Here is a 23,886-nt window from a genome sequence, read left to right on the forward strand (position 1 = left end):
AAACAAACCCGCCGACCTCAACCCGCAAACCCCCGCCTTCCATCACGACGGATCATCGCCGGCGCCCGACGAGGCTTGTCAAAATGCACTCCGAGGGCGGCCAGCTCGCCATGCAGGCCGCCGAAAGCCGATCGCCGTGCATCAAGCGGGCTAGATCGACAGATTGGCCTCCGGACACGACCTGCGCGACCGGTTCGCCGCCTCGGCTTGACCGGCTTCTGGAATTCTTGACGTCTTTTCAGCGTAAGAGCATGCTGAGCGTAAGCGCGAATTTCCCCGCACCTTTTGCTGTTGAGCGCTCTGATGCATGAGGTGTCCACCAAAATAGGTGGACACCAAGTGATGGAAGAAGATGAGCAGAAACTGCGGGTGAGGCTTGTCGGTCGGAACGGGCGACGCCGATACGAGCCTGCATCGAAGGACCGTCTTGTCGCGGCCTGCCTTGAGCCTGGCGTGTCGGTATCGAGGCTTGCGCTCGAACATGGGGTCAATGCGAACCTTCTTCGGAAGTGGATAAAGAAGCGCACGCAGGCCCAGTCCCTCCCGCTGTCCTCATCACCAGCGTTTATCCCGGTTCAGATTGGAAGCATTTCCGATCGGGCCTTGCTGCGACAGAGCAGCATGGCCGCGGTGGATTTGCCGGGGACTTGCGATGGGGTGCGTGGGTCGGCATCGAAAAGGGCTGAGCTTTTTTCCTCTCCAGCCAAGGTGAGCGCGTCACTGCCGAACGGCGTGAAGTTGACGCTGGAATGCGGTGATGTGGATGCATTGACGGCGACCATCGGAGCACTGGGTCATGTTCAGACTGGGCGCTGACCTGAAAGTCTACCTGCACCGCGAGCCGATCGACTTTCGGGCCGGCATCAGCAGCCTTGCGGTTTTGGTACAAGAGACGATGGCGCTCGATCCGTTTGCTGCGGCGGTTTTTGCGTTCTGCAATCGCCGTCGCGACCGGATGAAGCTCCTGTTCTTCGATCGGTCGGGCTTTGTGCTGGTCCTGAAGCGGCTGACCGAGGACAAGTTCCGGTGGCCGCGCCGGGAGGCAGCGGTGGTCACGCTTACGACCGAGCAATCGCACTGGATCCTCGACGGCATCGATATCGATGCGATGGTCCGCCATCCGGTGCGGCAATATCAGGTTGCCGGTTGAGGGCTCTCGAATTGAGCGGTTGACGCGGCGGCATGCTTTCGATTCAAGAATCTGATGAATCGACCCGGCGAACCGACTGTTGAAGAGTTGATGGCACGCATTGCTGCGCTGCAGGCGCAGAACCGTCAACTCGCCGAACGCGTCGTCAAACTCGAGGAAGAACTGGCGCTTGCACGACTGCATCGTTTTGCGCCGAAGAGCGAAAAGCACATTGATCGCCTCTTCAATGAAGCCGAACAGGCCGCGGATGAGGACGATGTCGCCAACGAAAATGGCGAAGTCGTTGCTTTGCCAGACACGGGCTTGCCGGCGACCGACGGCACGACGGGAAAGAAGCGCGGCCGCAAGGCTTTGCCGGAGAACCTACCGCGCGAGCGCGTCGAGTATGACCTTGCCGACGACGAGAAAGCTTGTCCTTGCTGCCGTCACCAGATGCATCGCATGGGCGAGACTGTTGCCGAGCAACTTCATATCGAGGTGAAGGCGAAGGTCCTGCAGAATGTCCGCTTCAAATACGCTTGCCGCCATTGCGACCGCACCGGGATCAACACGCCGGTCGTGATCGCGCCGATGTCCGCGCAGCCCTTGCCGGGCAGCATCGCCACGGCTTCGACGCTGGCCTTCGCGCTCGTTCATAAGTATGTCGACGGCACACCGCTCTACCGCCTGGCACAGGCATTCGAGCGCGCCGGCGTTCCTGTCAGCCGTGGCGCGCTGGGCCACTGGGTGATCGGCTCGAGCGAAAGACATCTCTCCCGCATCTATGACGCCCTGAAGCTGCGGCTCAGATCGCAGCCTCTCATCCATGGCGACGAGACGACGGTTCAGGTGCTGAAGGAAAAGGATCGAGAGGCCACCAGCACATCGTATATGTGGGCTTACCGGAGCGGCGAGGACAGTGGCGAGCCAATTGTGCTGCTCGATTATCAGCCAGGCCGCGGCCAGATACACCCGCAGACCTTCCTGGGCGATTACCGCGGCATAGTGATGAGTGATGGCTATTCCGCTTGGCGCACGCTGGAAGGGGCAACGCATCTTGGATGCATGGCCCATTCGAGGCGGCGCTTCGTCGACGCCCTCAAAGCGAGAAAGAAAGGTGGCGGCCCGCCGGAACAGGCGCTCCGGTTCTTCGAACAGCTCTATCGGGTTGAAAGGCAGGCGCGGAACGAAATCCCCGATGACGGCGAAACGCGAGATCACTGCATTCGCCGCCTCCGCCAGCAACATAGTGTCCCCATCCTCCATGCTCTCAAGGCATGGCTCGACGACATCGCCCCGAAAGTCTTGCCGGACAGCAAGCTCGGCGACGCCGTCTCCTATACCCTGAACCAATGGGGATATCTGACTCGCTACACCGAGGACGGCAGCATGCCGATCGACAATAATCTTCTCGAGCGTGACATCAGAATCTTTGCCACTGGCCGGAAAAGTTGGCTGTTCAGCGATACCGTCGACGGAGCCAGGGCCAGCGCCGTCATCTACAGCCTGATGTTGACCTGCCGCGCCTGTGGCGTCGAGCCGTTAGCGTGGCTGCGCCACGTCCTCACCGAATTGCCTCAACGCAACGAGGACGCTGATATCGACGATCTGCTGCCCTTCAACTTCGCCAAAGCCGCCGCAGCCTGACCCGACGCGTCCGTCTGAAAGCGATCAGTTGTTGCAAGGGCCGTCAACGTGCGGGGAAATGAGCGCTTACTGCTGAGCGTCAACGACCACTGGTTCACGTCCGAGATCGAAGCGCTCATGTCCTCGAACTTCAAGCACTACGGCCAAGCGCTTACCGAGAAAGGACGCATGTCGGCCATGGCATCTGCCGGCACGCGTCAGGGGCTCTGCTGGATCTCCGCCGAGCCGTGTGTCTCTAAAAAACTGGGCCGCGGGTCGATAGAACAGGCAGTCCAGGAAACGCCCAGTAAATTTAAGCGATTATGGCGTCGGTGCGAAAGGCGCCGGACGGCGTTCGGCATCCTGCCGCTCCAGCATCCAGCCGGGATATTCTGAAGGCAGCGCGCTGACCTCGTCGAGCTTTGTGAGATCGTCGGCATCGAGCTTCAGCTCGGTGGCGGCGAGGTTCTGATCAAGCTGGTCCATGCGGCTGGCGCCGATGATGATGCTCATCACGAAAGGCTTGGTCCGCACGTAGCCAAGTGCCACGGTGGCAACGCTGACGTCGTGCTTCTTCGCGATCTCGCGCATAACGGCGACCGCCGCCCAGGCGCGATCCTCATTGACCGGCGGGAAGTTGAAACTGGTGCGGCGGCCTTCGCCATTGCCCCGCGCGCCAGGGCCGTATTTGCCGGAAAGCAACCCGCCCGCCATTGGCGACCAGACCATGAGGCCAAGCTTTTCCTCGTTGAGCAGCGGCACGATCTCGCGCTCGAGATCGCGGCCGGCGATCGAGTAGTAGGATTGCACCGTCTCGAAGCGAGCATAGTCCTTGCGTTCGGAAATGCCGAGGGCCTTGGCGATCCGCCAAGCCTGCCAGTTCGAGACGCCGACGTAACGAACCTTGCCACTGGCGACGAGGTCGTCGAGTGCCCGCAACGTCTCGTCGATTGGCGTCACAGAGTCGTTGCCGTGCAACTGGTACAGATCGATATGGTCGGTCTGCAGCCGTTCGAGGCTGCTGTCGATCGAATCCATAATATGGCCGCGCGACGAGCCGTGCTGGTTGGGGCCTTCGCCCATGGCGCAATGTACCTTAGAGGCGATGATGACGTCCGAGCGTTTGATGCTCAGCTCCTTGAATGACTGGCCGAGCAGCCGCTCCGACTGGCCGAAGGAATAGACACCCGCGGTGTCGAAGAAATTGACGCCGACGGCGATCGAGCGGCCGACGATCTCGTTGACGCCTTTCTGGTCGAGGCTGGCGATCAGGGTCTCGTCGGGAGGACCGAAAGTCAGGGCACCGAGGCAGAGTTCGGAGACGAACAGGCCGGTATTGCCAAGCTGGTTGTAGCGCATGATGGAATGTCTTCTGGGAGAAGGATTGAATGACATGTCGGAAATAAGAGCGTAAGGCGTTTCAAACGTGGCCATAGTGCTCGCGATGAACGACAACTGAAAAGGCGAAGTCGAGCAGCGTGCTCCAAGAGAAGATAGGCAACTTCACTTCGCGCTGCACACAGCGTGCGAACGGCTGAAGTCCTGTGCAACCGAAAATCAATGCGCGCAGGTCGGGGTTCTTGGAGACGAAGTCCTTACACGCGCTAACGAACTCGGCTTCGGCGCGTTCGAAACTGGCCGTCGGAACTGCAGACCCCCACTTGTCTACGCTCCACAAATTCTCGAAGTCCGGGCACGAATAGTCCTCGCATACTCCCATGAACGCAAGGTTTGACGCGGGGTCGATTCCGACGCTGACCAGATGGTGCTCGGTCAGCCGCCGAGGGAAGGCACACACGATGCCAACGCGTCCCGTGCCTCCGGTCAGCCGCTGCGCGAGAGGTACCTGCAAAAGGCTCGACATAAATACGGGCACCGATATTTCGGCCGCCACCTCTTTTTGGAAATACGCAAAGTGAGCGCACTCGGCAGCGATGGCTCTACACCCCATACGTTCGAGTCGACGCGCGACCTGCAGTATGGGTTCAAGGCAAGCGGATTTATCCGACTGAATTACGAGCCGATCGAAGTCGACACCTTTGACTACATCGTATTGGACCGGGAATGGATGCGCACTTGCGTTCCGTACAGAGCCGGGAAAACCAGGACATACCTCATCGAAGAGCATGATCCCCAGACCCATCCCACAACCATATGTAGTCGGTTGGCTACGAATGACGTCTATTCCAAAGTCGCGGTTTCTAGACATGTATGACTCCTAAGCTGGGAATGCACTGGCCATCCGGGTCGAACTGGCGCGTTGATCACCATTTGTAATGAGAGCCGACAGTAGCGCGGAGCTAACTTGGTAGGTTCGTCCGACAGTTGGAACAGACGTACTGCATCTCGAATGTTAAGAACCGGTTCAGTGTTGCACCGGGCAGAAGCCATAATCCATGAACGGATCATGCAACCCACATTTCTCTAAAAGGCGCGAATGAATTGGAGGCAGCACTGTCACCACGATAACACCCTCGCCAAAACCTGCGGCTTGCCAAAGGAGCATCAAGAGTCGTGCCAAACGCTCAGAAATCTCTTTTGGAAATGCTTTTGCGCTTGTTGTTCAATGACTTAAACGTTCGGCGTGACAGCACAACGAAGCTAAGCGGAACACGACTTGTGTCTTGATCTCGACAAACCTAAGTGCCGCCCGCTGACGTTAACCGAGGTCGTGTTGTCCGAGGTCATTGGCATACAATCCCAGCCTGCGTCATCTTGAGGATGATAAACGTCGAGCGGGGATCGCCGTCACCACCCAAACGGCGACGCACCCATCCCTCAAAGCCGAACGCGAGGCCACACAGTCGAAGTTCCCGCCGCAGTTTGCGACGGACGGATGAGGTTGCCGTCGAGAGGCTACAGGCAACGCCATAGCGGTGATGCGGGTTCTGTGTCGGGCGGGGTGATTGTTGCCGGCCGAACCGCCTGACGTTGATGATTGGCATTGCCGCTGCAGTCGTTCCTCCTTTGTCGTGTTCACTTTCTGCCATGGTCGTCCGTGTCGGACAATATGGCACAATGAAAGTGCGACACGCCTCCCTCTGACCTGCTCCATACTGGTGCCGTGTTCCACGTCGTCAACGCGTAGTCTGAAACCCGGAGGCAGCGGTGCCGGAAGTTTCGATTAAGCGAATGATAGCAATAAAAATGTTACGTAAATTTCACTTTACATAATAAATACAGCCTGACAGGATATTTTCAATTGTTTAATGACATACTCGGGGACGTGGGTGAAATGTATTGCTATGATTTAATTAATGGGTTCCGAGCTTACATGGCGAGCTCGGAAAGGTTTGGACGTACCTCGATGAGGATGTCGGACACGAGGGGTCTATCAACACCCTCGTTGGCCCACGAGGCTGACTGCATTGAGGGGAAGTGGCCAATGCGAAAGATGCGGCTTCTTGAGACGTTTGTCACACATCCAGTAGGGCGATTTTCTGTCTGTAACGCCGGCTGCCCTCAAGTGATCCACGTGGATACTTGGCGCAGCGGTATAAGGCAGCGGGTCAAATCGTTGCTGTTTTGTCTGCGAGCTCATGGCTCCGACCGATGCGAGCGAACTTGGTCCATCTCAAGATGCGTCCTGCGGTCATATTGCAGCGACAGTTACTGTTCGGCTAGTCTACGGTTGGTGATGTCATGACAATTCGGATACTTCAGGTAGGGCTTGGTCAATGGGGTGCAGACTGGGCTGAGACGGTTGTACCTCAGGTGCCCGAAGTCGAGGCGATAGGTTGGGTCGACCAAAATCCCGAGGCGTTGAAGCGAGTGAAGAGGCGGCTGGGAGCTCGCCCGGACCGGTGTTTCTCAACCTTCGAGGCAGCGCTCTCGAACATCGATGCTGACGCTGTCTTGGTTACGGCGGACGTCCTGGCCCATGCTCCTCTCGTTGAATTTGCTCTGGAAGGCGGCAAGCACGTATTGGTGGAGAAGCCGTTTGTGGTTACGACCGCTGAGGCGGAGCGCCTCGCTGATTTGGCGGACCGTTACCACTTAACACTCATGGTGAGTCAGAACTTCCGCTTCTTTCCTGCGGCTATCAGTGCTGCCCGGCTTGTCAGAGAGCAAGTACTCGGACCGGTAGGCGCAGTCCACATCGAATTCCGGCGGTCTCTGAACTGCACGCCGGCCGATGAATCGTTTTACGCCTTCCGGCAGCCCCTTCTTGAGGATCTTGGCATCCACCACTTTGACCTGATGCGCATGGTGCTCGGGCAGGAACCCCGCCAAGTATATTGTACCGCCTGGCAGCCGCAGGGGAGTTCGTTCAGAGAGCCGCCCGCAGCGGCTGCGACGATCATCTTCGATCGAGGCACCGTCGTCACCTATCGCGGCAATTGGCTTAGTGTTGGAGTGGAGACGCCGTATGGCGGCGAGTGGCATATGGAATGCGGCGAGGGCGAGATCATCTGGACCTGCCGCGGTGACCGTGATGTGACATTGGACGGCGATCAAGTCAGCATCCGAAAGCGCGGCCAACCCCTAGTGCCAATCGGCCTTCCTCCGATGGCATCGTTCGGACGTAGAGAAAGCTTGGCGACGTTTGCGCGAGCCGTCCAGAACGGAACGGCCGCACCTTTCGCGAGCCTGGCGCGTGACAATATTGGCAGTCTCGCTCTTATGCAGGCGGCGATCACGTCGGCGGCCACGGGGCGAGTGATATCGGTCGAAACGATCAACAGTAAGCGTCCGAAACACTAATCCATCTTCTCCACCGTGCGCCCGTGCCCAATGCCGCCGGCGGAAGCGCTATCTCCTCGCCAGCCGTTCCCGCAGTACTGTGAAATACCGCGCGTGGGCGGCATCGAGGATGCGATTGGTCAAGCTCGACACGCAGTATCTGGTAGCAGGCGCTCTTGGCGGCTAAGGGATATGACGAGCACATTCCGAGCACCAGATTGGAGTTGATTTCCGGAACAAATGGTTGACGGTCGATCCGGAGCTCGACGCGGGCGTAATTCCGTTTAGGCATGTACAAGCCTTAAAAAGGAGAAGCTGCTTGGCTGATGAGATGGTGAGCCTGGTCGATCTGACCAGCGACATTGTGGGCTTACGTGAGCAAGACTGCGCTGCCGATTTTGGCGCTCCCGGATCTTATTCAGAGCGTGAACCAGTCCCTGCCGAAGATCGGACAGCCTGCCGGACCTGAGAAGCCGGCCCAGACTCCAGCAGTCCATCCGAAGCGGTCGGTATTTCCCGACCATCCGGTTGGCGCGTCCGGCCGCTAGCCCGTCTTATGCACGACGATGGGCCTTTGAGGCTGGCGGATGTAGCTTAAGCGATTGATTTGGCGTAGGATTCGGTTGCTTAGGCCAACCCTGCCACCGCATCTCGCGAGCCACACCCGCCATGACCGAGAATACGTTTCTGCCGCTGTCTTTTCCAGCCGTCGGACGCAAGAAGATCACAGCTGCGTTTGACGGCGGCCGCATCACCTCGGATGGCGGCGTCATGCTTCTGGCCGCCGCCGAGCGGCGTTTGCGACTGGCCGACCGGCTTGCGGCTGCGATCCACGATCCGCGTCACCCGCAGCGCGTGACGCACGCCATGGTCGACATCCTGCGCGCCCGCATCTTTGCCATCGCATGCGGCTACGAGGATGCCAACGATCTCAACCGGCTGCGCACCGATCCGGCCTTCAAGCTCGCCTGCGGGCGGTTGCCCGACAGCGGGATTGATCTGTGCTCGCAGCCGACCTGTTCGCGCCTGGAGAACCTACCCGACCTCAGGACCGTCATCCGGCTCGGCTGGGTGCTGGTCGATCTGTGGCTGTCGAGCTATGCGGCGGCGCCCGCAAGCGTCACGCTCGACATCGACGACACGGTTGATGTCGTTCACGGCCATCAGCAGCTCTCGCTCTTCAATGCCCATTACGACGAGCGTTGCTTCCTGCCGATGCACATCTACGACGCCGCGACAGGACGCCCGGTCGCGATGATCCTGCGTCCTGGCAAGACCCCGACGGGCAAGGAGATCCGCGGCCATCTGCGCCGTCTCGTGCGCCGCATCCGCGCCCGCTGGCCGACCACCCGCATCCTGATCCGTGGCGACAGCCATTACGGCCGGGCGCAAGTCATGGCGTGGTGCGAGAACAATGCGATCGACTACCTTTTCGGCCTACCCGGCAACAAGGTTCTGCAGCGGCTCGTCGACGAGAGCGCCGACGACATCCGCACCCGCCGCGCGCTCGAGCGCAAGTCTGTGCTGCGCGGCCGAGAGCCACTACAAGCGAAGTCCAGGAAGGCCGAACGCCGCACCTGCGCTCGCATCGAGGCAACTGCGATGGGCCTCGACATCCGCTTCGTCGTCACCAATCTCGACAAAGGCTCCGCCGAGCACATCTACGACGTGATCTACTGCGCCCGCGGCCAGGCCGAAAACCTGATCAAGATGCACAAGAGCCAGCTCGCATCCGACCGAACCTCCTCCTGCCGCTCACCGATTGCCAACCAGGTCCGTCTTGTCCTGCACACCGCCGCATACTGGTTGATGCTCACCCTGCGCGAGGCGGTGCCCACGACCCATCAACTGCGCAACGCCGAGTTCGCTACGCTGCGGCTCAGGCTGCTCAAGCTCGGCGCCCGCGTCATCGAAACCGTCTCGCGCATCCGCCTGGCCTTCGCCGCCGCCTGTCCCGAGGTAAGTCTGTTCCGGGCGATCGCCAGCAATCTGCTCCCGGCAGGACCATGACCGCCGGGGCAGCAGGCCCCGCCGAACCACACAGCGTCCACCCTCCAGCGCGTTCACAAGTCCAGACACAGCCGCGGTGAAAAAGACGCCGAGCCGCCACCTGTCCGCCGCTCAGCGGCAAACAAACCCAGATCCGTCATGAATAAGGCGGGCTAGATCCTCCAGCAACACTCTTTCGGGGAGCCACTAGGTCATCCAACATTCCGCAATTTACAGGGATCAATGAGCAGTTTGCTTAGCGAGAAACGCATCGTGGAAATTTTTCGCAACAGCACGGCCTCCCTGTAAGACAAAATCAGGATCCGATCCGTAGGTGAACAAGCTGAGGCCCAGCTCTTGGAACTGCGCCAAATAGTCTATGGATGCCACATCAATACCCGATGCAATCCCGTACTTCTTAGCGGCATCCGCGACTGCTTGACAGGCATCCAGCAACTCAGGTGTGAGCTTTCCTGACTCCATGCCCAAGGAAAGGGCAAGATCAGCCGGGCCGATAAAGAGCGCATCAACACCAGGTGTTGAGGCTATGTCATCAAGATTGTTGAGAGCCTCCCGTGTCTCAATCTGGACTACGACAGCCAAGCTAGAGTTCGCATTCTTCCGATACTCTGCATCGTTTTGGTAATAGTTCGACGCTCTCCACGCTCCAGATCCGCGCTTTCCAGCAGGCGGATATTTTGAGGACGACACAGCTTCGATGGCTTCGGCACCCGAATTTATCATTGGCACCATGATGCCATTCGCACCGTGATCTAACGCCGCTTTTATAAGTTCGACCCTGTTCCAAGCGACTCTATACAGTACAGGCATGCCGTATCGTTCGGCAGCAGGAAGAATGTCTAGAAGCGCGTTGGGTGGAATGGGCGAATGCTCACCATCTGCCACAAGAAAATCAAGATTTGTTTGCGCCAACGTCTCCGCGACCATCACATGTGGAATTTGCATCCAGGCCCCAATTTGCGGTTTTCCCGACCTGATCGTTTCAGCGAATGTATGTCTTGCCATTTTTACGATCCTTTGAGTACCTGAGCCATAACTGCATCCGTCAGCACTATCCCGTCGGAACGCTTTAATTCCAAGCGGGGCAGGGAGCTTACCTATAGAGTTGGAGAGAGCGATAGAAAGCGCTACTGCCCACCCAAGTGACTTGTTCTTTTGCCACGATGGCAGGTTTCTCGGCGCACTAAAATATACAGTTTGTGCAGAAGTTGGCTATCACACCCGCGACGTTCGCCAGCATACGGGGTCCGCTCCGGCGAAGGGATGCATGGACCGGCGGCGCGAAGCGTCGACCTCCGGTTTGCTTGTCGGCGCGGCTATTCCCGAATGGTTTCGGCGGATGTCGAGGCCGCAGGTCGGATGAACACTGGAATCGAGTTAAGCTGCGGGTTCGCGTGAGGCCTCCGTTCACGTGGGAGTGGGGGAGCGCCTCGCTCACTTGGCGACACCCTAGGGCGGTAGGGCCCACCATGCCGAACCGGTCAATCCCATGCTAGCCGCGCTTTGATCGAGTGCCTCATTCGGTGGCTCATATCGTTCGGCGATATCCTAGAGCTATGCAGGACCTGTCGGTAGCAGGCGCGGCTTTTGGCTGTAGCGGAGCGCGTCCGCTCACTGCTACGTTGTCTTTATACGACATGCCCTATTGCGACGAACGTGTGGCCGCATTGTTCTTCGCTCCGCCGCTACTTTGAAGGATGCCCCCGAATTTGAAGCGAAGCCAGATCGGTGTGGTTCTGGCAGCGCGAGCATGGACAAAACATCTGCCGGTTTGCGAGACTATGCGATTTAAAACTGCTCGGCACCATGGGCTGCGGTCAGGCGAAATCCGCAACATGCGCTCTGAGGACATCGATTGGCGGACCGAACCCATTCGTGTCCGTCACAGCAAAAACGTAAGCCTACTCGTTCCTTGCGTGACGTCCCGCACGGGCCACGACGGATGCCAGGGAACACTTCGTTTGCACGCGTGCACCCCATCGAAAGCTCGACGAGCATACAGCCTCGCTCGAAGGCGTGACATTGGCTTCAAACCCGAGGGTAAGTGTGGGCCTCATATCTTGCGTCACGCACGCGACCGGGTTGTTGACCGCATTGCCACAAAAGACCTTTGGCGATTTGTTGCGGCATCGATCGACCGCGTCGACGGCTCCCTACCTCGAAGCTTGCCACCGAGGATCTCAGGGCCACGGCTTCCGAAGCGAAGCTCGCGCGCGTCTGGGGATTGGTCGCTCCAGCGCCTGCCGTCGTGATGCCGGCAGTCAGGTGAGAGACGTCCAGGCCGGTAGCTCGGCGAGCGACAAATCGGAGACCGATCCAAGCGGATTTCGACGGCGTCGTGTTGCGTAGGCGCAGTAATTTTTGATCACTAGCGGGCTATATCATTGGCAGGCCATCGGCGCGGATCTCGTCGAACGCCCTCCTTCGCATTACGGCCGCCTGACGATTAGTGAAGGCTCAGAAGAATGCGGAGGCAACGCGCCATCCGAGGTCCACAGCAGGATAGAGCCGGGCTTACCAGAGCTTAGTCTCTGGCCGGAGCGGCTCATTGCCGGCTCCTGCCAAGGCTTGACCGAAATGCTGAACCGGTTGGTGCGTGAGCGGCGTTAAGCCACAGATCCAATTCTTCACGGAGCCCCGCCGCACGATGGCTTTTCTGGCCGTGAGGACTGCATTCACGCTGCTTAAATCTGCGCTGCCGGAAAGAACTCATTGGGCGGCCTCGGCTAGATGTGATGATGCGCTCGATCTAGGGGCGCGCGCGCGACGTTGCGCCTCGTGCCCTCACGATCGTGACCGACGCTCTGCGCCGCAGAGCGGTTCCCCCGGGGCGGAGCGGGCTCTGTTTCAACGGCGAGCATTGCATTGGTGTAATGGCCGACTTAGGGGCAAACTGTATATTTCAATGAGACGACAAAGCTGCCATCGTCCTCATAAGCACACTCAATTGCGTGCGCTTCATGGTTCCCATTGAGAACACGAGTGGAGGAAAAGATGAATTCTGGGCTAGTCACGAGCAGTCGGAGAAAACTCACAATTGTGGACACCGATGTCCACCACTGCTACCGGACAAAATCGGAACTGTTTCCTTATCTGACTAAGTTCAATGCCGAGCGTTTTGCCGATTGGGGCTTCGGCGGCTTGGAAAGCGACCCCTACGCCTCTAGCGGAGGAGTTCTCGGAATTCGGGGAGATTTTGAACAGCAAGGCTCTGGGGAGATGAAAGGTAGTAACGGGGACGCGCAGAGTTGCAGTAAGCGGTTACTCGACGCATATGGTATCGATTTGGGGATACTTACTGGCGGTCCTGCGCAAACGGCGAGCGCGCTCGCCGACGTGGACTACGGGAGTGCCCTGTGCCGTGCGTTCAACGACTACTCAATGGACCATTGGATCGCCAAGGATCCGAGGTTTAGGCTTAACCTCGCGATCAACTCGCAGGACCCTTTAGGGGCAGCCGCTGAGATCGATAGGCTCGGCTCACATGCTTCCGTTTGTGGAGTCATGCTCAGTTGTGGCGCGCCTAGGCCATTTGGCCAGCGCTTTTATCATCCGATATACGAAGCTTGCGCCCGAAACGGCTTAGCCGTGACGATGCATTTCGGTTCAGAAGGAACGGGCATCAATCCGCCGCCATCTCCGGCCGGATGGCCAAGCTACTACATAGAAATGCGTCTGCTGCGTCCTCCTTCATATGCCGTGCACCTAGCAAGCTTCATTTTCGAAGGTGTGTTCGAAAAGTTTCCGACCTTAAAAGTGGGCATGGTGGAAAGCGGATTTGCGTGGGTAGTGCCCCTGATGTGGAAGATGGATCTCGATTGGAAGGGACTTCGTCGGCTGACTCCATGGGTGAAAAAGCTACCAAGTGAGTACCTAGTGGAGCATTTTCGTTTTGGGACCCAACCATTGGATGAGCCCGCAGATCCGGAAGCGATCAAGCACATTATCAACTGGATCGATGGTTCACGAACGTTAATGTTTGCGAGTGACTTCCCGCACTGGGATGCGGATGATCCGATGATGACGTTGTCCGACCAGCCAGAGGATTTGCGGCGACGCATCTTCGCGGAGAATGCCATCGAAACTTACAAACTGTCGCTACCAGCAATCTCTCAGGCCGCATAGGGAGCAGGTATCGGTGCCTAAGAAATTTGAAGTCTGTTACGCAGACGAAATCCCGGTTGGCGGACGACGGATTGTCGATATCGCAGGGCGCAGTGTCGGGATTTTCAACGTCAACAACCAATACTATGCCGTTCGCAACAGTTGTCCACATAAAGGCGCGCCTCTGTGCAGAGGAATTATCGACGGAATGGTCAATGGCGAAGCGCCGGGGCAGTTCGAGTATGAGCAAGAAGGCGAAATAATTCGATGTCCGTGGCATGGCTGGGAGTTTGCGATCAAAACGGGCCAGTCCGTGTTCAATCCAAACAAGGTTTGGGTGCGCGGCTATCCCGTGAGTGTGGAGGTAAAAACCTCAAACTGCGCCGGGGCCGACGCGGGTAGCATCGAGGAGGATCCATCGGTCGACACCTACCGTGTGTCGATCGAGGAAACAAACGGTAACGGTCGACCTACCCTCTACATACACCTTTAGGTCGACCGGTGCTGGGATCGAAGGGCTGGTGGAACTATCGCATGTCAAGGAGTGCTGTCGAGAATATGAGGCTTTCTTTGGCCGACCGCAGGTCGTGCAGTAGGATCTCACAAATTCGCGCCTAAGCTCCTTCGACTGGTCCACGCGCCGACCTCCGGCAGAGGAGCAAAGCGAATTTTGCTCTTATTCGAAAATACACGGTCTCGTTCGAAAGGAGCCAGGCCACAAGGACGGCGATCTCTTCCGACGTTCGACACCGTCAATGATCGTACGACAGCCGCAACTAACGCTACTTCGTGCGGGTAGCAGAGAATAAGCCAATGAACGCATGGAAAAAGGGGAACTAAGATGAACGAACTGAATTTTCTCAGTGAGCGCGTCGCGAAAGGCAATCTGTCCCGACGCGAGTTTCTAGGTCGGGCCGCAGTGCTCGGTGTTAGTGCGGCGTTTGCCAATAACCTGCTTGCCACGGCCGCAAGGGCCGAGGGACCCGTCAAGGGCGGCTTGCTCAAAGCCGGACTGCAAGGTGGAGCGGCGACGGACAGTCTCGATCCAGTTCTCTTGACCGATCCACTTCAATTTATCTTCAGCCGCCAGTGGGGCGAAACGGTTGTTGAGCTGGACGCAGATAGAAAAGTGCAGCCGGCACTTGCCGAGGAATGGGGCCCCTCGAAAGACGCCAAGGTCTGGACCTTCAAGATCCGCAAGGGCGTACAGTTCCATGACGGAAAGGAAATGACGCCCGCCGACGTGCTCGCCACCATCGAGCGACATGGCGACGCCAACTCGAAATCCGGCGCGTCCCCACTTTTGCAGGGCATCGACAAGATGGCCGTCGATGGCCAGAATCTGGTCTTCACGCTCAAGGAAGCCAATGCCGAATTTCCGTTCATAATGACTGCACACCAAGTCGTGATCCAGCCGAATGGTGGCAAGGACAACCCGACTGCCGGCATAGGGACCGGGCCTTACAAGGTCACATTCCACGATGCCGGAGTTCGATCTGGCGGCGAAAGATTCGCAGATTACTGGCGCCACGATCGCGGCTTTGCCAATCAGATCGAGATCGTCGTCATCAACGACGGGACGGCTCGCAACTCCGCCTTGCAGAGCGGGCAGGTCCACATGATCAACCGAGTCGATCCGAAGGTAGTCGAACTCCTCAAGCACGTCCCCGCCATCACCATCCGCAACGCCAGCAGCCGTGGCCACTATATGTTTATTTGCCGGTGCGACACGGCGCCTGTCGACAACAACGATCTGCGGCTCGCACTGAAGTACGCCATCGACCGCGAAGAGATGGTCCAGAAGATCCTGGGGGGCTATGGCTCCGTCGGCAATGACACGCCGATCAGCAAGACCTATCCCCTGTTTACCGAAATGGAGCAGCGCAAATATGATCCGGATAAGGCGGCCTTCCATTACAAGAAGTCTGGCCACTCCGGATCGGTGCTTCTCAACACGTCAGACGTCGGCTTCCCGGGCGCGGTGGAAGCTGCTGAGCTATACCAGGCGAGCGCGGCCAAGGCGGGCATCACCATCGAGGTGAAGCGCAATCCAGGCGACAGCTACTGGTCAGAATCCGAGAAGATGCCTTTCTATGCCAGCTATTTTGGCGGCCGTCCGACCCAAGACATGACGTATTCCCTCGAGTACCAGTCAAAAGCACCTTGGAACGAGTCTCACTTCTCCAACGAGAAGTTCGACCAAATGCTGGTCCAGGCACGCGGCGAACTCGATGCCGAGAAGCGCAAGAAGCTCTACGCCGACATGGGTACGATCCTCCGCGACGAAGGTGGCTCGATCCTTCCGATGTTCAACGACTTCATCGATGCCACAGGGCCGCAGGTTGGCGGCTGGGCCACGGATGGCAACCAGGAACTTATGGGCGGCTACGCGCTGTCCAAATGTTGGCTCCAGGCCTGAGGCCGTACGACCATGCTTTCCAAGCTTATTGCCCAGCGCATTGCGCTGGGTATCCTTTTGCTGGTCGCCGTTTCGGTTCTGATCTTCGCTGGCACCAATCTCCTGCCGGGCGATGTTGCGCAGGCCATTCTCGGCAAAACGGCGACGCCGTTGGCTATCGAGAACCTCAGAAAGGAAATGGGCCTCAACGACCCTGCCTATGTCAGATATTTCCACTGGCTGTTCGGAATTCTGCACGGTGACCTGGGCACAGCGCTGACGACCAAGCTCGATATCGCCACGTCCATCAGAGGGCGGCTGTGGAACACGCTGTTCCTCGCCTTCTGGGCCGCTATCGTGTCGATCCCGCTGGCCGTCATCCTGGGGCTCATAGCCGTGCGTCATCACAACCGGCCGGTCGACAAACTGATCTCGGGCTTGGCGCTTGCCTCCACCTCGGTGCCGGAATTCTTCATCGGCTACTTGCTGGTCTATTTCCTCGCTGTCAAATTCCAGATCTTCCCAGGCATTTCAACCGTCTATGACGGCATGCCCTTCCTCGACAGAATGAAGGCGATTGCGTTGCCCTGCACCGCGCTGACGTTGGGCATTCTCGCACATATGATGCGCATGACGCGGGCGGCGATCCTCAACGTGATGCAGTCGGCTTATATCGAGACTGCAGAACTGAAAGGCCTTACCGCGTTCGAGGTCATCCGCAAGCATGCTTTACCCAATGCCCTTGCCCCGATCATCAATGTCGTGATCCTCAACCTCGCCTATCTGGTGGTCGGCGTCGTAATCGTCGAGGTGATCTTCGTCTATCCGGGCATGGGCCAGTATCTGGTGGACCATGTCGCCATGCGCGACGTGCCAGTCGTCCAGGCCGTCGGCCTGATCTTCGCCGCCGTTTATATCTTCCTCAACGTCGTGGCCGACGTGGCGTCCATTCTCGCCAATCCGCGCCTCAGGCATCCGAGGTGAGGAGCGCCATGCTAAGACGTATTCCCATCGGCGCTCTGATCGGCCTGATTGTCACTACCCTATTCTTCCTCGTGGCGATCTTGGCACAGTGGATCGCTCCCTACGGCCTTGGCGATATTGCCGGCGGCGTCTGGGAGCCGATGTCGGCGAAGTTTCTCTTCGGCACCGACAATCTCGGCCGCGACCTGCTCTCGCGCATGATCTATGGCGCCCAGACAACCATCTTCATCGCTGTCCTTGCAACCGCGCTCTCCTTTTCCATGGGGGCGATCCTCGGCTTCACCGCTGCGGTGGTCGGTGGCTGGTTCGATATGCTTATGTCCCGTTTCGTCGACCTGCTGATGGCGATCCCGACGCTGATCTTCGGTCTCGTGGTGCTCTCGGTCTTGCCTTCGACGCTGGTCACGCTGATCCTTGTCATGGGCACTCTCGATGCGACCCGCGTCTACCGCCTGTCACGCGCGGTTGCGTCGGACTTGAACGTCATGGATTTCGTCGAGGCCGCCAAGCTGCGCGGCGAAGGCAAGTGGTGGGTGATCTTCGCCGAGATTCTCCCCAATGCGCTGTCGCCGCTGATCTCGGAACTCGGGCTGCGCTTCATCTATGCGGTGCTCTTCCTCTCCGCTCTCTCCTTCCTCGGCCTCGGCGTGCAGCCGCCGGCAGCGGACTGGGGCGGCATGGTCAAGGAGAACAAGGACGGCATTGTCTTCGGCATTCCGGCGGCGCTGATCCCGGCTGCGGCGATTGCCGCGCTCGCCATCTCGGTCAACCTAGTCGCCGACTGGATACTGAACCGCACCACCGATCTCAAGGGAGGGCGCGGCAATGGCTGATGTTCTGCTCGACATCCGCAATCTCCGCATTGAGGCGACCACCTATCCGCGCGGCGAAAAGCCGAGGACGATCACCATCGTTGATAATGTATCGCTGACGCTCGAGAAGGGTAAGGTGCTGGGCCTGATCGGTGAATCCGGCGCCGGCAAATCCACCATCGGGCTCTCGCCAATGGGCTATGGCCGTGGCGGTATCCGCATCACCGGCGGCGAAGTCATCCTCAACGGCCGCGACATCCTCAAGCAGGGTAAGAACGGTATTCGCAAACTGCGCGGCCATGAGGTCTGCTACGTCGCTCAATCGGCCGCCGCGGCGTTGAATCCGGCGCAGCGGCTGATGGATCAGGTCGTCGAGACTTGCCTCAAACACGGCTTAGCCACTCGCGCTGAGGCCGAACATCGGGCGGTGGCGCTGTTCCGCAAGCTCAGCCTTCCCGACCCGGAAAATATCGGCAAGCGCTATCCGCACCAGGTTTCCGGCGGACAATTGCAACGTGTGATGACGGCGATGGCGCTCTGCCCCGAGCCGGATCTTATTATCTTCGACGAACCGACCACAGCGCTCGACGTGACGACGCAGATCGACGTGCTCGCGGCGATCAAGGAGGCGATCCGTGCCACGGGCGTGGCGGCGCTCTACATCACTCATGACCTCGCTGTCGTGGCGCAGGTGGCCGACGTCATCATGGTGCTTCGGCACGGCAAGAAGGTCGAAAAGGGCACGACGCGCGAGATCATCAAGGAGCCGAAGGAAAGCTACACCGAGGCGCTTGTCTCGGTGCATCACATCGAGCATCAGGAGAAGCAGCCGACGCCCAAACCAGTCCTGTCGGTCAAGAACGTCACCGCCGCCTATGGCAGCGGCGAGATCAAGGTGCTGAAAAACGTCTCCGTCGATATCCACCCTGGTCAGACGCTTGCCGTCGTCGGCGAATCCGGTTCCGGCAAATCGACGCTCGCCCGCGTCATCACCGGCCTGCTGCCGCCGCGGCAGGGCGAAATCACCTTCGACGGACGCAAGCTCTCGAGCCGGCTGGCCGACCGGAAGAAAGAAGACCTCCGCCAGCTGCAGATGATCTACCAGATGGCCGATGTCGCGATGAACCCGCGCCACACCGTCGGCACCATCATCGGTCGGCCGCTGACTTTCTATTTCGGACTGAGGGGTGCAGAGCGCGACCGGCGCGTGCAAGAGCTCCTCGAAGAAATCGAGATGGGCACCGGCTTCCTCGACCGTTATCCGGCCGAGCTTTCGGGTGGGCAAAAGCAGCGCGTCTGCATCGCCCGCGCCCTTGCCGCCAAGCCGAAGCTCATTATCTGCGACGAGGTGACTTCGGCCCTCGATCCGCTGGTGGCCAACGGTGTCCTGAAGCTGCTGCTCAAACTGCAGCAGATCGAGCAGGTCGCTTACCTCTTCATTACCCACGATCTCGCGACTGTGAAGTCGATCGCCGATTCCATCGCCGTCATGCATCGCGGCGAGGTGGTGCGCTATGGGACGAAGAGCCTAGGGCTGGCGCCGCCGTTCGACGACTACACCGATCTCCTGCTGTCGTCGGTGCCGGAGATGGAGATCGGCTGGCTGGAGAAAGCGATCGCCGGGCGAAAGATGGGGAGCGCTGGAAATTAGCGATGTGAATCTTCGCGATTTTGCTGGTTCAAGGAAATTCCCTGCGCCGGTGTCTCCCAGCACCCGCGCAACCTTGCCCGGCCTCGAGCCGGGCTTTTTTTTATTTGAATTCGCTCGCGACAAAATTGCCGTGCCGAGAGGAGGCGATGGCAAGCCGGTCGCGCCTGGGCGTTTACCAAGTTGGCACTGTTAAGTAGGACCGCGATCAACGTAGATGCTGCGTCAGCGTGTCTGTGAGCTTGTTGGACTCCGGCGGCTCTTCGGACAAAACGAAGAAATCCGGATTTGCGCATACCCCTGCTTTCATCACGCTGGCGTAGGCTGCCACTGTCCGCAGGACACTGGTGGTGGCGTTGTACTGGTGCAATTATCCGTTATCTGCATCTACCAACGCGTTCTAGCTTGATGCCTACTTTGCTTGGCGGAGCGCGCCATGGACAGAACAGGAGTTCTAGACCCCTCAACCAGGAAGACCTATGGCAGTATTGTCGTTGTCGGGAGTAGTTCGCTTGCCACCGAGTCGCCTTCGAAAATTGGGCGACTTGCGCCCAGACTCTGATGTCTAATCCATGTCTCGCTGCAGCAAGGTCGCGACCCTTCATCGGATAAAGACACCACGGCGTCTACCGCCGGAACGATAGTCATGACCTCAAGGATTTCAGTAAATATGGAAAATGATCGTCTCAGCCTTGATGAAATCACCCGCCGCGTAGATGCGAAATCCGCAGACTACTGCGCTTTAAGCGACCGCATCTGGGCAATGCCGGAATTAGCATTTGACGAGCATCGCTCGGTTGCCGAGCACATCGCTATGCTCGAGCGCGAAGGTTTTCGTATCACCACGAATGTCGGCGGCATCCCCACCGCCTTCGTAGCCGAATTCGGCGAGGGCAGCCCCATCATTGGCATCCTCGGCGAATATGATGCGCTTCCCGATCTTGCTCAAGTCTCAAGCGCAACTAAACCCTGCTCGACCGAGGGTGGACCAGGTCATGGCTGCGGGCACAATCTTCTCGGCGCTGGTTCGGCGCTTGCAGCAGCTGCATTAAAGGATGCGCTCGCAACGGAACGTATCGAAGCTACAGTGCGCTTTTACGGCTGCCCGGCAGAGGAAGCTGGAGGGGGCAAGGCCTTTATGGCTCGAGCCGGCGCTTTTAACGATCTCGATGTTGCTTTCTGCTGGCACCCAGCGGTGGTTAACGAAGTGTTAACGAAATCCTCGAACGCTGCTAAGTGGGCGCGGTTCTCATTTACCGGCCGCGCGGCGCACGCGGCGGCGGATCCACATTTGGGGCGCAGTGCGCTCGACGCAGTCGAGCTAATGAATGTTGGCGTCAATTACATGCGCGAGCACATGCCCTCGAACGCTCGCGTTCATTATGCCATTATCAACGCGGGAGGTGAGTTCCCTAACGTAGTGCAGGCGTATGCCGAGTCGTCTTATTCTATTCGTTCTCCGAGCCTGCAAGATGCTGCGCGGGTGTTCGCCCGCGTGAAGAAGATTGCAGAAGGTGCTGCGCTTATGACCGAGACATCGGTTAAAGTGCAAATCACCGGCGGCTATTCCAACCTTTTGCCCAACAAAGCGCTGTACGATGTTATGTATGAGAACATGCGCCGTGTCGGCCCGCCCCCTTTTGACACAGCTGACTATGAGTTCGCCAAGGAGCTTCGCAAGGCCGCGCTGACGGACGAAGATGCTCTGGCCAGCGTCGTGGGGCGCGATGTTTCGTTGAAGGACAATATTCTCCACGATAGCCTCATACCGTTGGGGACAGACCAATTCGAAATGGGCTCGACAGACGTGGGCGACGTCAGCTGGATCGTGCCTACTGCACAGTGTCAAACAGCATGTTTCGCTATTGGCACACCCTTCCACAGTTGGCAGCTTGTCACCCAAGGCGATTTGCCTGCAGCCCATAAGGGCATGGTATTGGCTGCCAAGGTAATGGCTTCTACGGCGGCCGATTGCATACGCAACCCAGAAATCATCGCTCGTGCAAAGGCGGAGTTAAAGCAACAAACGGGTGGGCACCCATATGCGTGCCCAATACCTTCGGACGTTACGCCCCGTGATCTGCGTGCAAAGGTGCCATAACGTCGCGCTCTCAATATTTATCGACATTGCAGGAGTCGGAAATGCTGATGCGGTAGGATGCATCAACCACAGGAAGATTGGCCAGCGGCGGCATACTGTTGGGCGCGCGCTATGCTGCACAGGGCTGGGGGTGGGGCCACGGTGGGGGAATTCCCGTCGCTAGTTATGTGGCCGAGCCGATGCGGCCGACGCCCGCCCTCGACCGGGACAGCCTCGAGACGAAGACACGGAAGGCCGGTACCCAACCCGCGGATGAGAGTCTGATCAACCGTCGTCTCTGCGCTCCACCCCCAGCCCTGTGCAGCTTCAGCCGATCCGACTGCTTCGCAAACCTGCTGCTGCCAAGCAGGCGAGCCTTCTTGCCTTCAACCTTGACAGGGAACATGAGAGGCTAGCTTGGTTTCGCAGGTGAGTGGGAAGTGACATCTGAAGCGATGCTCCGCGTCCTCCGATTTGGCTGCGGGCTCGGGGAAGACTCGGCGACACATGTCTTGCGCGTACTGGCACCGCGTGTGGAACTCGCAGCCGGACGGTCGTCTCAGCATGCTCGGCACCTCGCCTTTGATCTCAATGCGGTTGAGAACGGCATCCGGATCGGGCGCTGGATTGGCCGAGAGCAAGGCCTGCGTGTAAGGATGGCGGGGGCGATCGAAGACGTCTTGGGTTGAGCCAATCTCGACAATGCGGCCGAGATACATGATCGCCATACGATCGGCCACATGGCGGACTACGTTAAGGTTGTGGGTGATGATCAGGATAGCGACCCCGAGTTCATCCTGAAGGCGAGCAAGCAGATTAAGCACCTCGCCCTGGACCGATACATCGAGGCCTGCTGTGGGCTCGTCGGCGATGATCAGGTCTGGGTTGAGTGCAAGAGCGCGTGCGACGCCGGCGCGGCGGGCCTGTCCGCCAGAGAGCTGATGGGGATAGCGGCGCCCAAAATCCGCCGGCAAGCCGACCATGCGCAACAGGCGCTCCGCTTCGGCAGCGCGATCGCGAGTGCTCACGCCATGAATGCGGAATGGCTCGGTAAGGAGCGACTGCACCGTCAGCCGCGGCGAGAGGGAGCCCACGGGATCCTGGAACATCATCGTCATGCGGCGCAGGTAGGACTTTCGTTCGGCCGCTTTGAGGCCGATAAGTTCTTGGTCCTCGAAACGAATGCTGCCGCTAATGGCCGGCTGGAGGCCGATGATTGTGCGCGCGATGGTGGATTTGCCAGATCCGCTCTCGCCGACCAGGGCAAGCGTCTCCCCCTTGCGGATCTCAAAGGAGACGCCGCACACAGCGTCAATGAAAGGATCTGCCGTGCTCGTGGTGAGCGCCTTCAGTGGCCCCATAGTGCGGAAACGGACACGCAGGTCCTGGACACTCAATAGCGCACTCATGCCGCAACCACCCCAGCTCGATCGAGCAGATGGCATCGCGCGACCTGGTCAGCAGAGACATGGTATTCGCCAGGCGCCTCATTTACGCAGCGCTCGAAAGCGTGAGGACACCGTGGGCGGAAGATACAACCCTTTTTGCCTCCGAGCAGGCTGGGGACCTCTCCCGGGATGGTCGGCAAATTGCGCGTCCGTTCTTTGATGCGTCCAGGGTCGCACTCAAGCAGTGCCCTAGTGTAGGGATGGCCCGGCCTGTGAAAGATATCGCGCACGGGCCCCTGCTCCACCACCTCGCCCGCATACATGACGGCAACTCGGTCGCACAATTCAGCGACGACGCCGAGATGGTGGGAGACAAACAGGATGGAGCAACCGATCTCCCTTTGCAGATCCTTGAGCAGGTGGATGATCTGAACTTCCAATGTAGCATCAAGCGCGGTGGTAGGCTCGTCGGCGATAAGGAGCGCTGGTTTCACCAGAAGTGCCATAGCAATGCAGATGCGCTGGCGCATGCCACCAGAGAACTGATGCGGATAATTCCCGATGCGGCTTTGCGGATCGGGAATTCCAACGCGCTTGAGCATGTCGACCGCACGAGAGCGTTTGGCGCTGCGGCTTCTTTCTTCGTGGTGCTGGATATCGATCATCTGGCTTTCGATTGTGCGCACCGGATTGAGTGCGGTCATTGGGTCCTGGAAGATCATGGAGAGGCGGTCGCCCATCAGACTACGTCGCGCCTGGGCAGTCAGTGTGAGCAGGTCGCGCCGCTCAAAGACAATGCTGCCGGCAGTAACCTGAGCGTTTTCTGGAAGCAGCCCCATCACCGTATAGGCCAGTGTCGATTTGCCGGATCCGCTCTCCCCGACGATGCCCACTACCTGTCCGGGTGGCACGTCGAGCGAGACGTTGCGCAGGGCGTGAACACGTCCGCGTGGCGATCCGAAGTCGAGGCTGAGGTTCCGAACCTCGAGAAGCGGATGGGCGGACATTTGAGGTGTCGGATCCT

18 protein-coding genes are annotated in these 23,886 nt (G+C 58.8%); 13 read left to right on the forward strand and 5 right to left on the reverse strand.

Annotated features, from left to right (window positions below; all coding sequences use genetic code 11):
- Positions 1-342: 342 nt before the first annotated feature.
- The 3 genes from tnpA to tnpC are packed head-to-tail and all read left to right on the forward strand — an operon-like array spanning position 343 to position 2,776.
- Positions 343-816, forward strand: a complete 474-nt coding sequence (tnpA, locus tag ACFFNA_RS32825) for an IS66-like element accessory protein TnpA (protein WP_378923982.1) — start codon at positions 343-345, stop codon at positions 814-816.
- Positions 797-1,150, forward strand: coding sequence for an IS66 family insertion sequence element accessory protein TnpB (gene tnpB / locus ACFFNA_RS32830; protein ID WP_378923923.1), 354 nt, complete (start codon positions 797-799; stop codon positions 1,148-1,150). The genes tnpA and tnpB overlap by 20 nt, the downstream gene beginning before the upstream one ends.
- 54 nt (positions 1,151-1,204) lie before the next feature.
- On the forward strand, positions 1,205-2,776 hold the full coding sequence (gene tnpC / locus ACFFNA_RS32835) for an IS66 family transposase (protein WP_378923924.1): 1,572 nt from the start codon (positions 1,205-1,207) through the stop codon (positions 2,774-2,776).
- Positions 2,777-3,076: 300 nt separating this feature from the next.
- On the opposite strand, the gene ACFFNA_RS32840 is transcribed toward tnpC, so the two are convergent.
- Positions 3,077-4,114, reverse strand: a complete 1,038-nt coding sequence (locus ACFFNA_RS32840; protein ID WP_378923925.1) for an aldo/keto reductase — start codon at positions 4,112-4,114, stop codon at positions 3,077-3,079.
- A gap of 61 nt (positions 4,115-4,175) precedes the next feature.
- Complete coding sequence (locus ACFFNA_RS32845; protein WP_378923926.1) at positions 4,176-4,964, reverse strand: aspartate/glutamate racemase family protein; 789 nt, start codon at positions 4,962-4,964, stop codon at positions 4,176-4,178.
- A gap of 1,433 nt (positions 4,965-6,397) precedes the next feature.
- On the opposite strand from ACFFNA_RS32845, the gene ACFFNA_RS32850 reads away from it, so the two are divergent.
- The 3 genes from ACFFNA_RS32850 to ACFFNA_RS32860 all read left to right on the forward strand — a co-directional run bounded on the left by ACFFNA_RS32850 (position 6,398) and on the right by ACFFNA_RS32860 (position 9,448).
- Positions 6,398-7,459: a Gfo/Idh/MocA family protein gene (locus ACFFNA_RS32850; protein WP_378923927.1), complete on the forward strand. Its 1,062-nt coding sequence runs from the start codon at positions 6,398-6,400 to the stop codon at positions 7,457-7,459.
- 404 nt (positions 7,460-7,863) lie between these two features.
- Positions 7,864-7,986: a Ros/MucR family transcriptional regulator gene (locus ACFFNA_RS32855; protein ID WP_378923984.1), complete on the forward strand. Its 123-nt coding sequence runs from the start codon at positions 7,864-7,866 to the stop codon at positions 7,984-7,986.
- 121 nt (positions 7,987-8,107) lie between these two features.
- Entirely contained in the window at positions 8,108-9,448 is a 1,341-nt protein-coding gene (locus ACFFNA_RS32860; RefSeq protein WP_378923928.1) for an IS1380 family transposase, read from the forward strand.
- A 219-nt stretch (positions 9,449-9,667) separates the two neighbouring features.
- Here the strand turns inward: ACFFNA_RS32860 and ACFFNA_RS32865 are convergent, their stop codons facing one another.
- Positions 9,668-10,453: an HpcH/HpaI aldolase family protein gene (locus ACFFNA_RS32865; RefSeq protein WP_378923929.1), complete on the reverse strand. Its 786-nt coding sequence runs from the start codon at positions 10,451-10,453 to the stop codon at positions 9,668-9,670.
- A 2,034-nt stretch (positions 10,454-12,487) separates the two neighbouring features.
- Between ACFFNA_RS32865 and ACFFNA_RS32870 the strand changes: the two genes are divergently transcribed.
- The 7 genes from ACFFNA_RS32870 (at position 12,488) to ACFFNA_RS32900 (ending at position 21,495) form a co-directional block, all read left to right on the forward strand.
- Positions 12,488-13,573, forward strand: coding sequence for an amidohydrolase family protein (locus tag ACFFNA_RS32870; protein WP_378923930.1), 1,086 nt, complete (start codon positions 12,488-12,490; stop codon positions 13,571-13,573).
- Between the two features lie 13 nt (positions 13,574-13,586).
- The gene (locus ACFFNA_RS32875) at positions 13,587-14,045 is read left to right on the forward strand and encodes a Rieske (2Fe-2S) protein (RefSeq protein ID WP_378923931.1); all 459 of its coding nucleotides are present in this window, start codon (positions 13,587-13,589) and stop codon (positions 14,043-14,045) included.
- 348 nt (positions 14,046-14,393) lie between these two features.
- Complete coding sequence (locus ACFFNA_RS32880) at positions 14,394-15,971, forward strand: ABC transporter substrate-binding protein (RefSeq protein WP_378923933.1); 1,578 nt, start codon at positions 14,394-14,396, stop codon at positions 15,969-15,971.
- 12 nt (positions 15,972-15,983) lie between these two features.
- Entirely contained in the window at positions 15,984-16,934 is a 951-nt protein-coding gene (locus tag ACFFNA_RS32885) for an ABC transporter permease (protein ID WP_378923935.1), read from the forward strand.
- An 8-nt stretch (positions 16,935-16,942) separates the two neighbouring features.
- Complete coding sequence (locus ACFFNA_RS32890; protein WP_378923937.1) at positions 16,943-17,767, forward strand: ABC transporter permease; 825 nt, start codon at positions 16,943-16,945, stop codon at positions 17,765-17,767.
- Entirely contained in the window at positions 17,760-19,397 is a 1,638-nt protein-coding gene (locus ACFFNA_RS32895) for an ABC transporter ATP-binding protein (RefSeq protein ID WP_378923939.1), read from the forward strand. The genes ACFFNA_RS32890 and ACFFNA_RS32895 overlap by 8 nt, the downstream gene beginning before the upstream one ends.
- A 667-nt stretch (positions 19,398-20,064) precedes the next feature.
- A complete protein-coding gene (locus ACFFNA_RS32900; protein ID WP_378923986.1) occupies positions 20,065-21,495 on the forward strand; it encodes an amidohydrolase in 1,431 nt (476 codons plus the stop codon).
- A 365-nt stretch (positions 21,496-21,860) separates the two neighbouring features.
- Here the strand turns inward: ACFFNA_RS32900 and ACFFNA_RS32905 are convergent, their stop codons facing one another.
- Together ACFFNA_RS32905 and ACFFNA_RS32910 are read right to left on the reverse strand one after the other, a co-directional pair.
- Entirely contained in the window at positions 21,861-22,883 is a 1,023-nt protein-coding gene (locus ACFFNA_RS32905; protein ID WP_378923940.1) for an ABC transporter ATP-binding protein, read from the reverse strand.
- Complete coding sequence (locus ACFFNA_RS32910; protein ID WP_378923942.1) at positions 22,880-23,869, reverse strand: ABC transporter ATP-binding protein; 990 nt, start codon at positions 23,867-23,869, stop codon at positions 22,880-22,882. Before ACFFNA_RS32910 ends, ACFFNA_RS32905 begins: the two co-directional genes overlap by 4 nt.
- Between the last annotated feature and the right edge of the window lie 17 nt (positions 23,870-23,886).

This window comes from Mesorhizobium kowhaii (genome assembly GCF_042431665.1).
GTDB lineage: Bacteria > Pseudomonadota > Alphaproteobacteria > Rhizobiales > Rhizobiaceae > Mesorhizobium > Mesorhizobium kowhaii.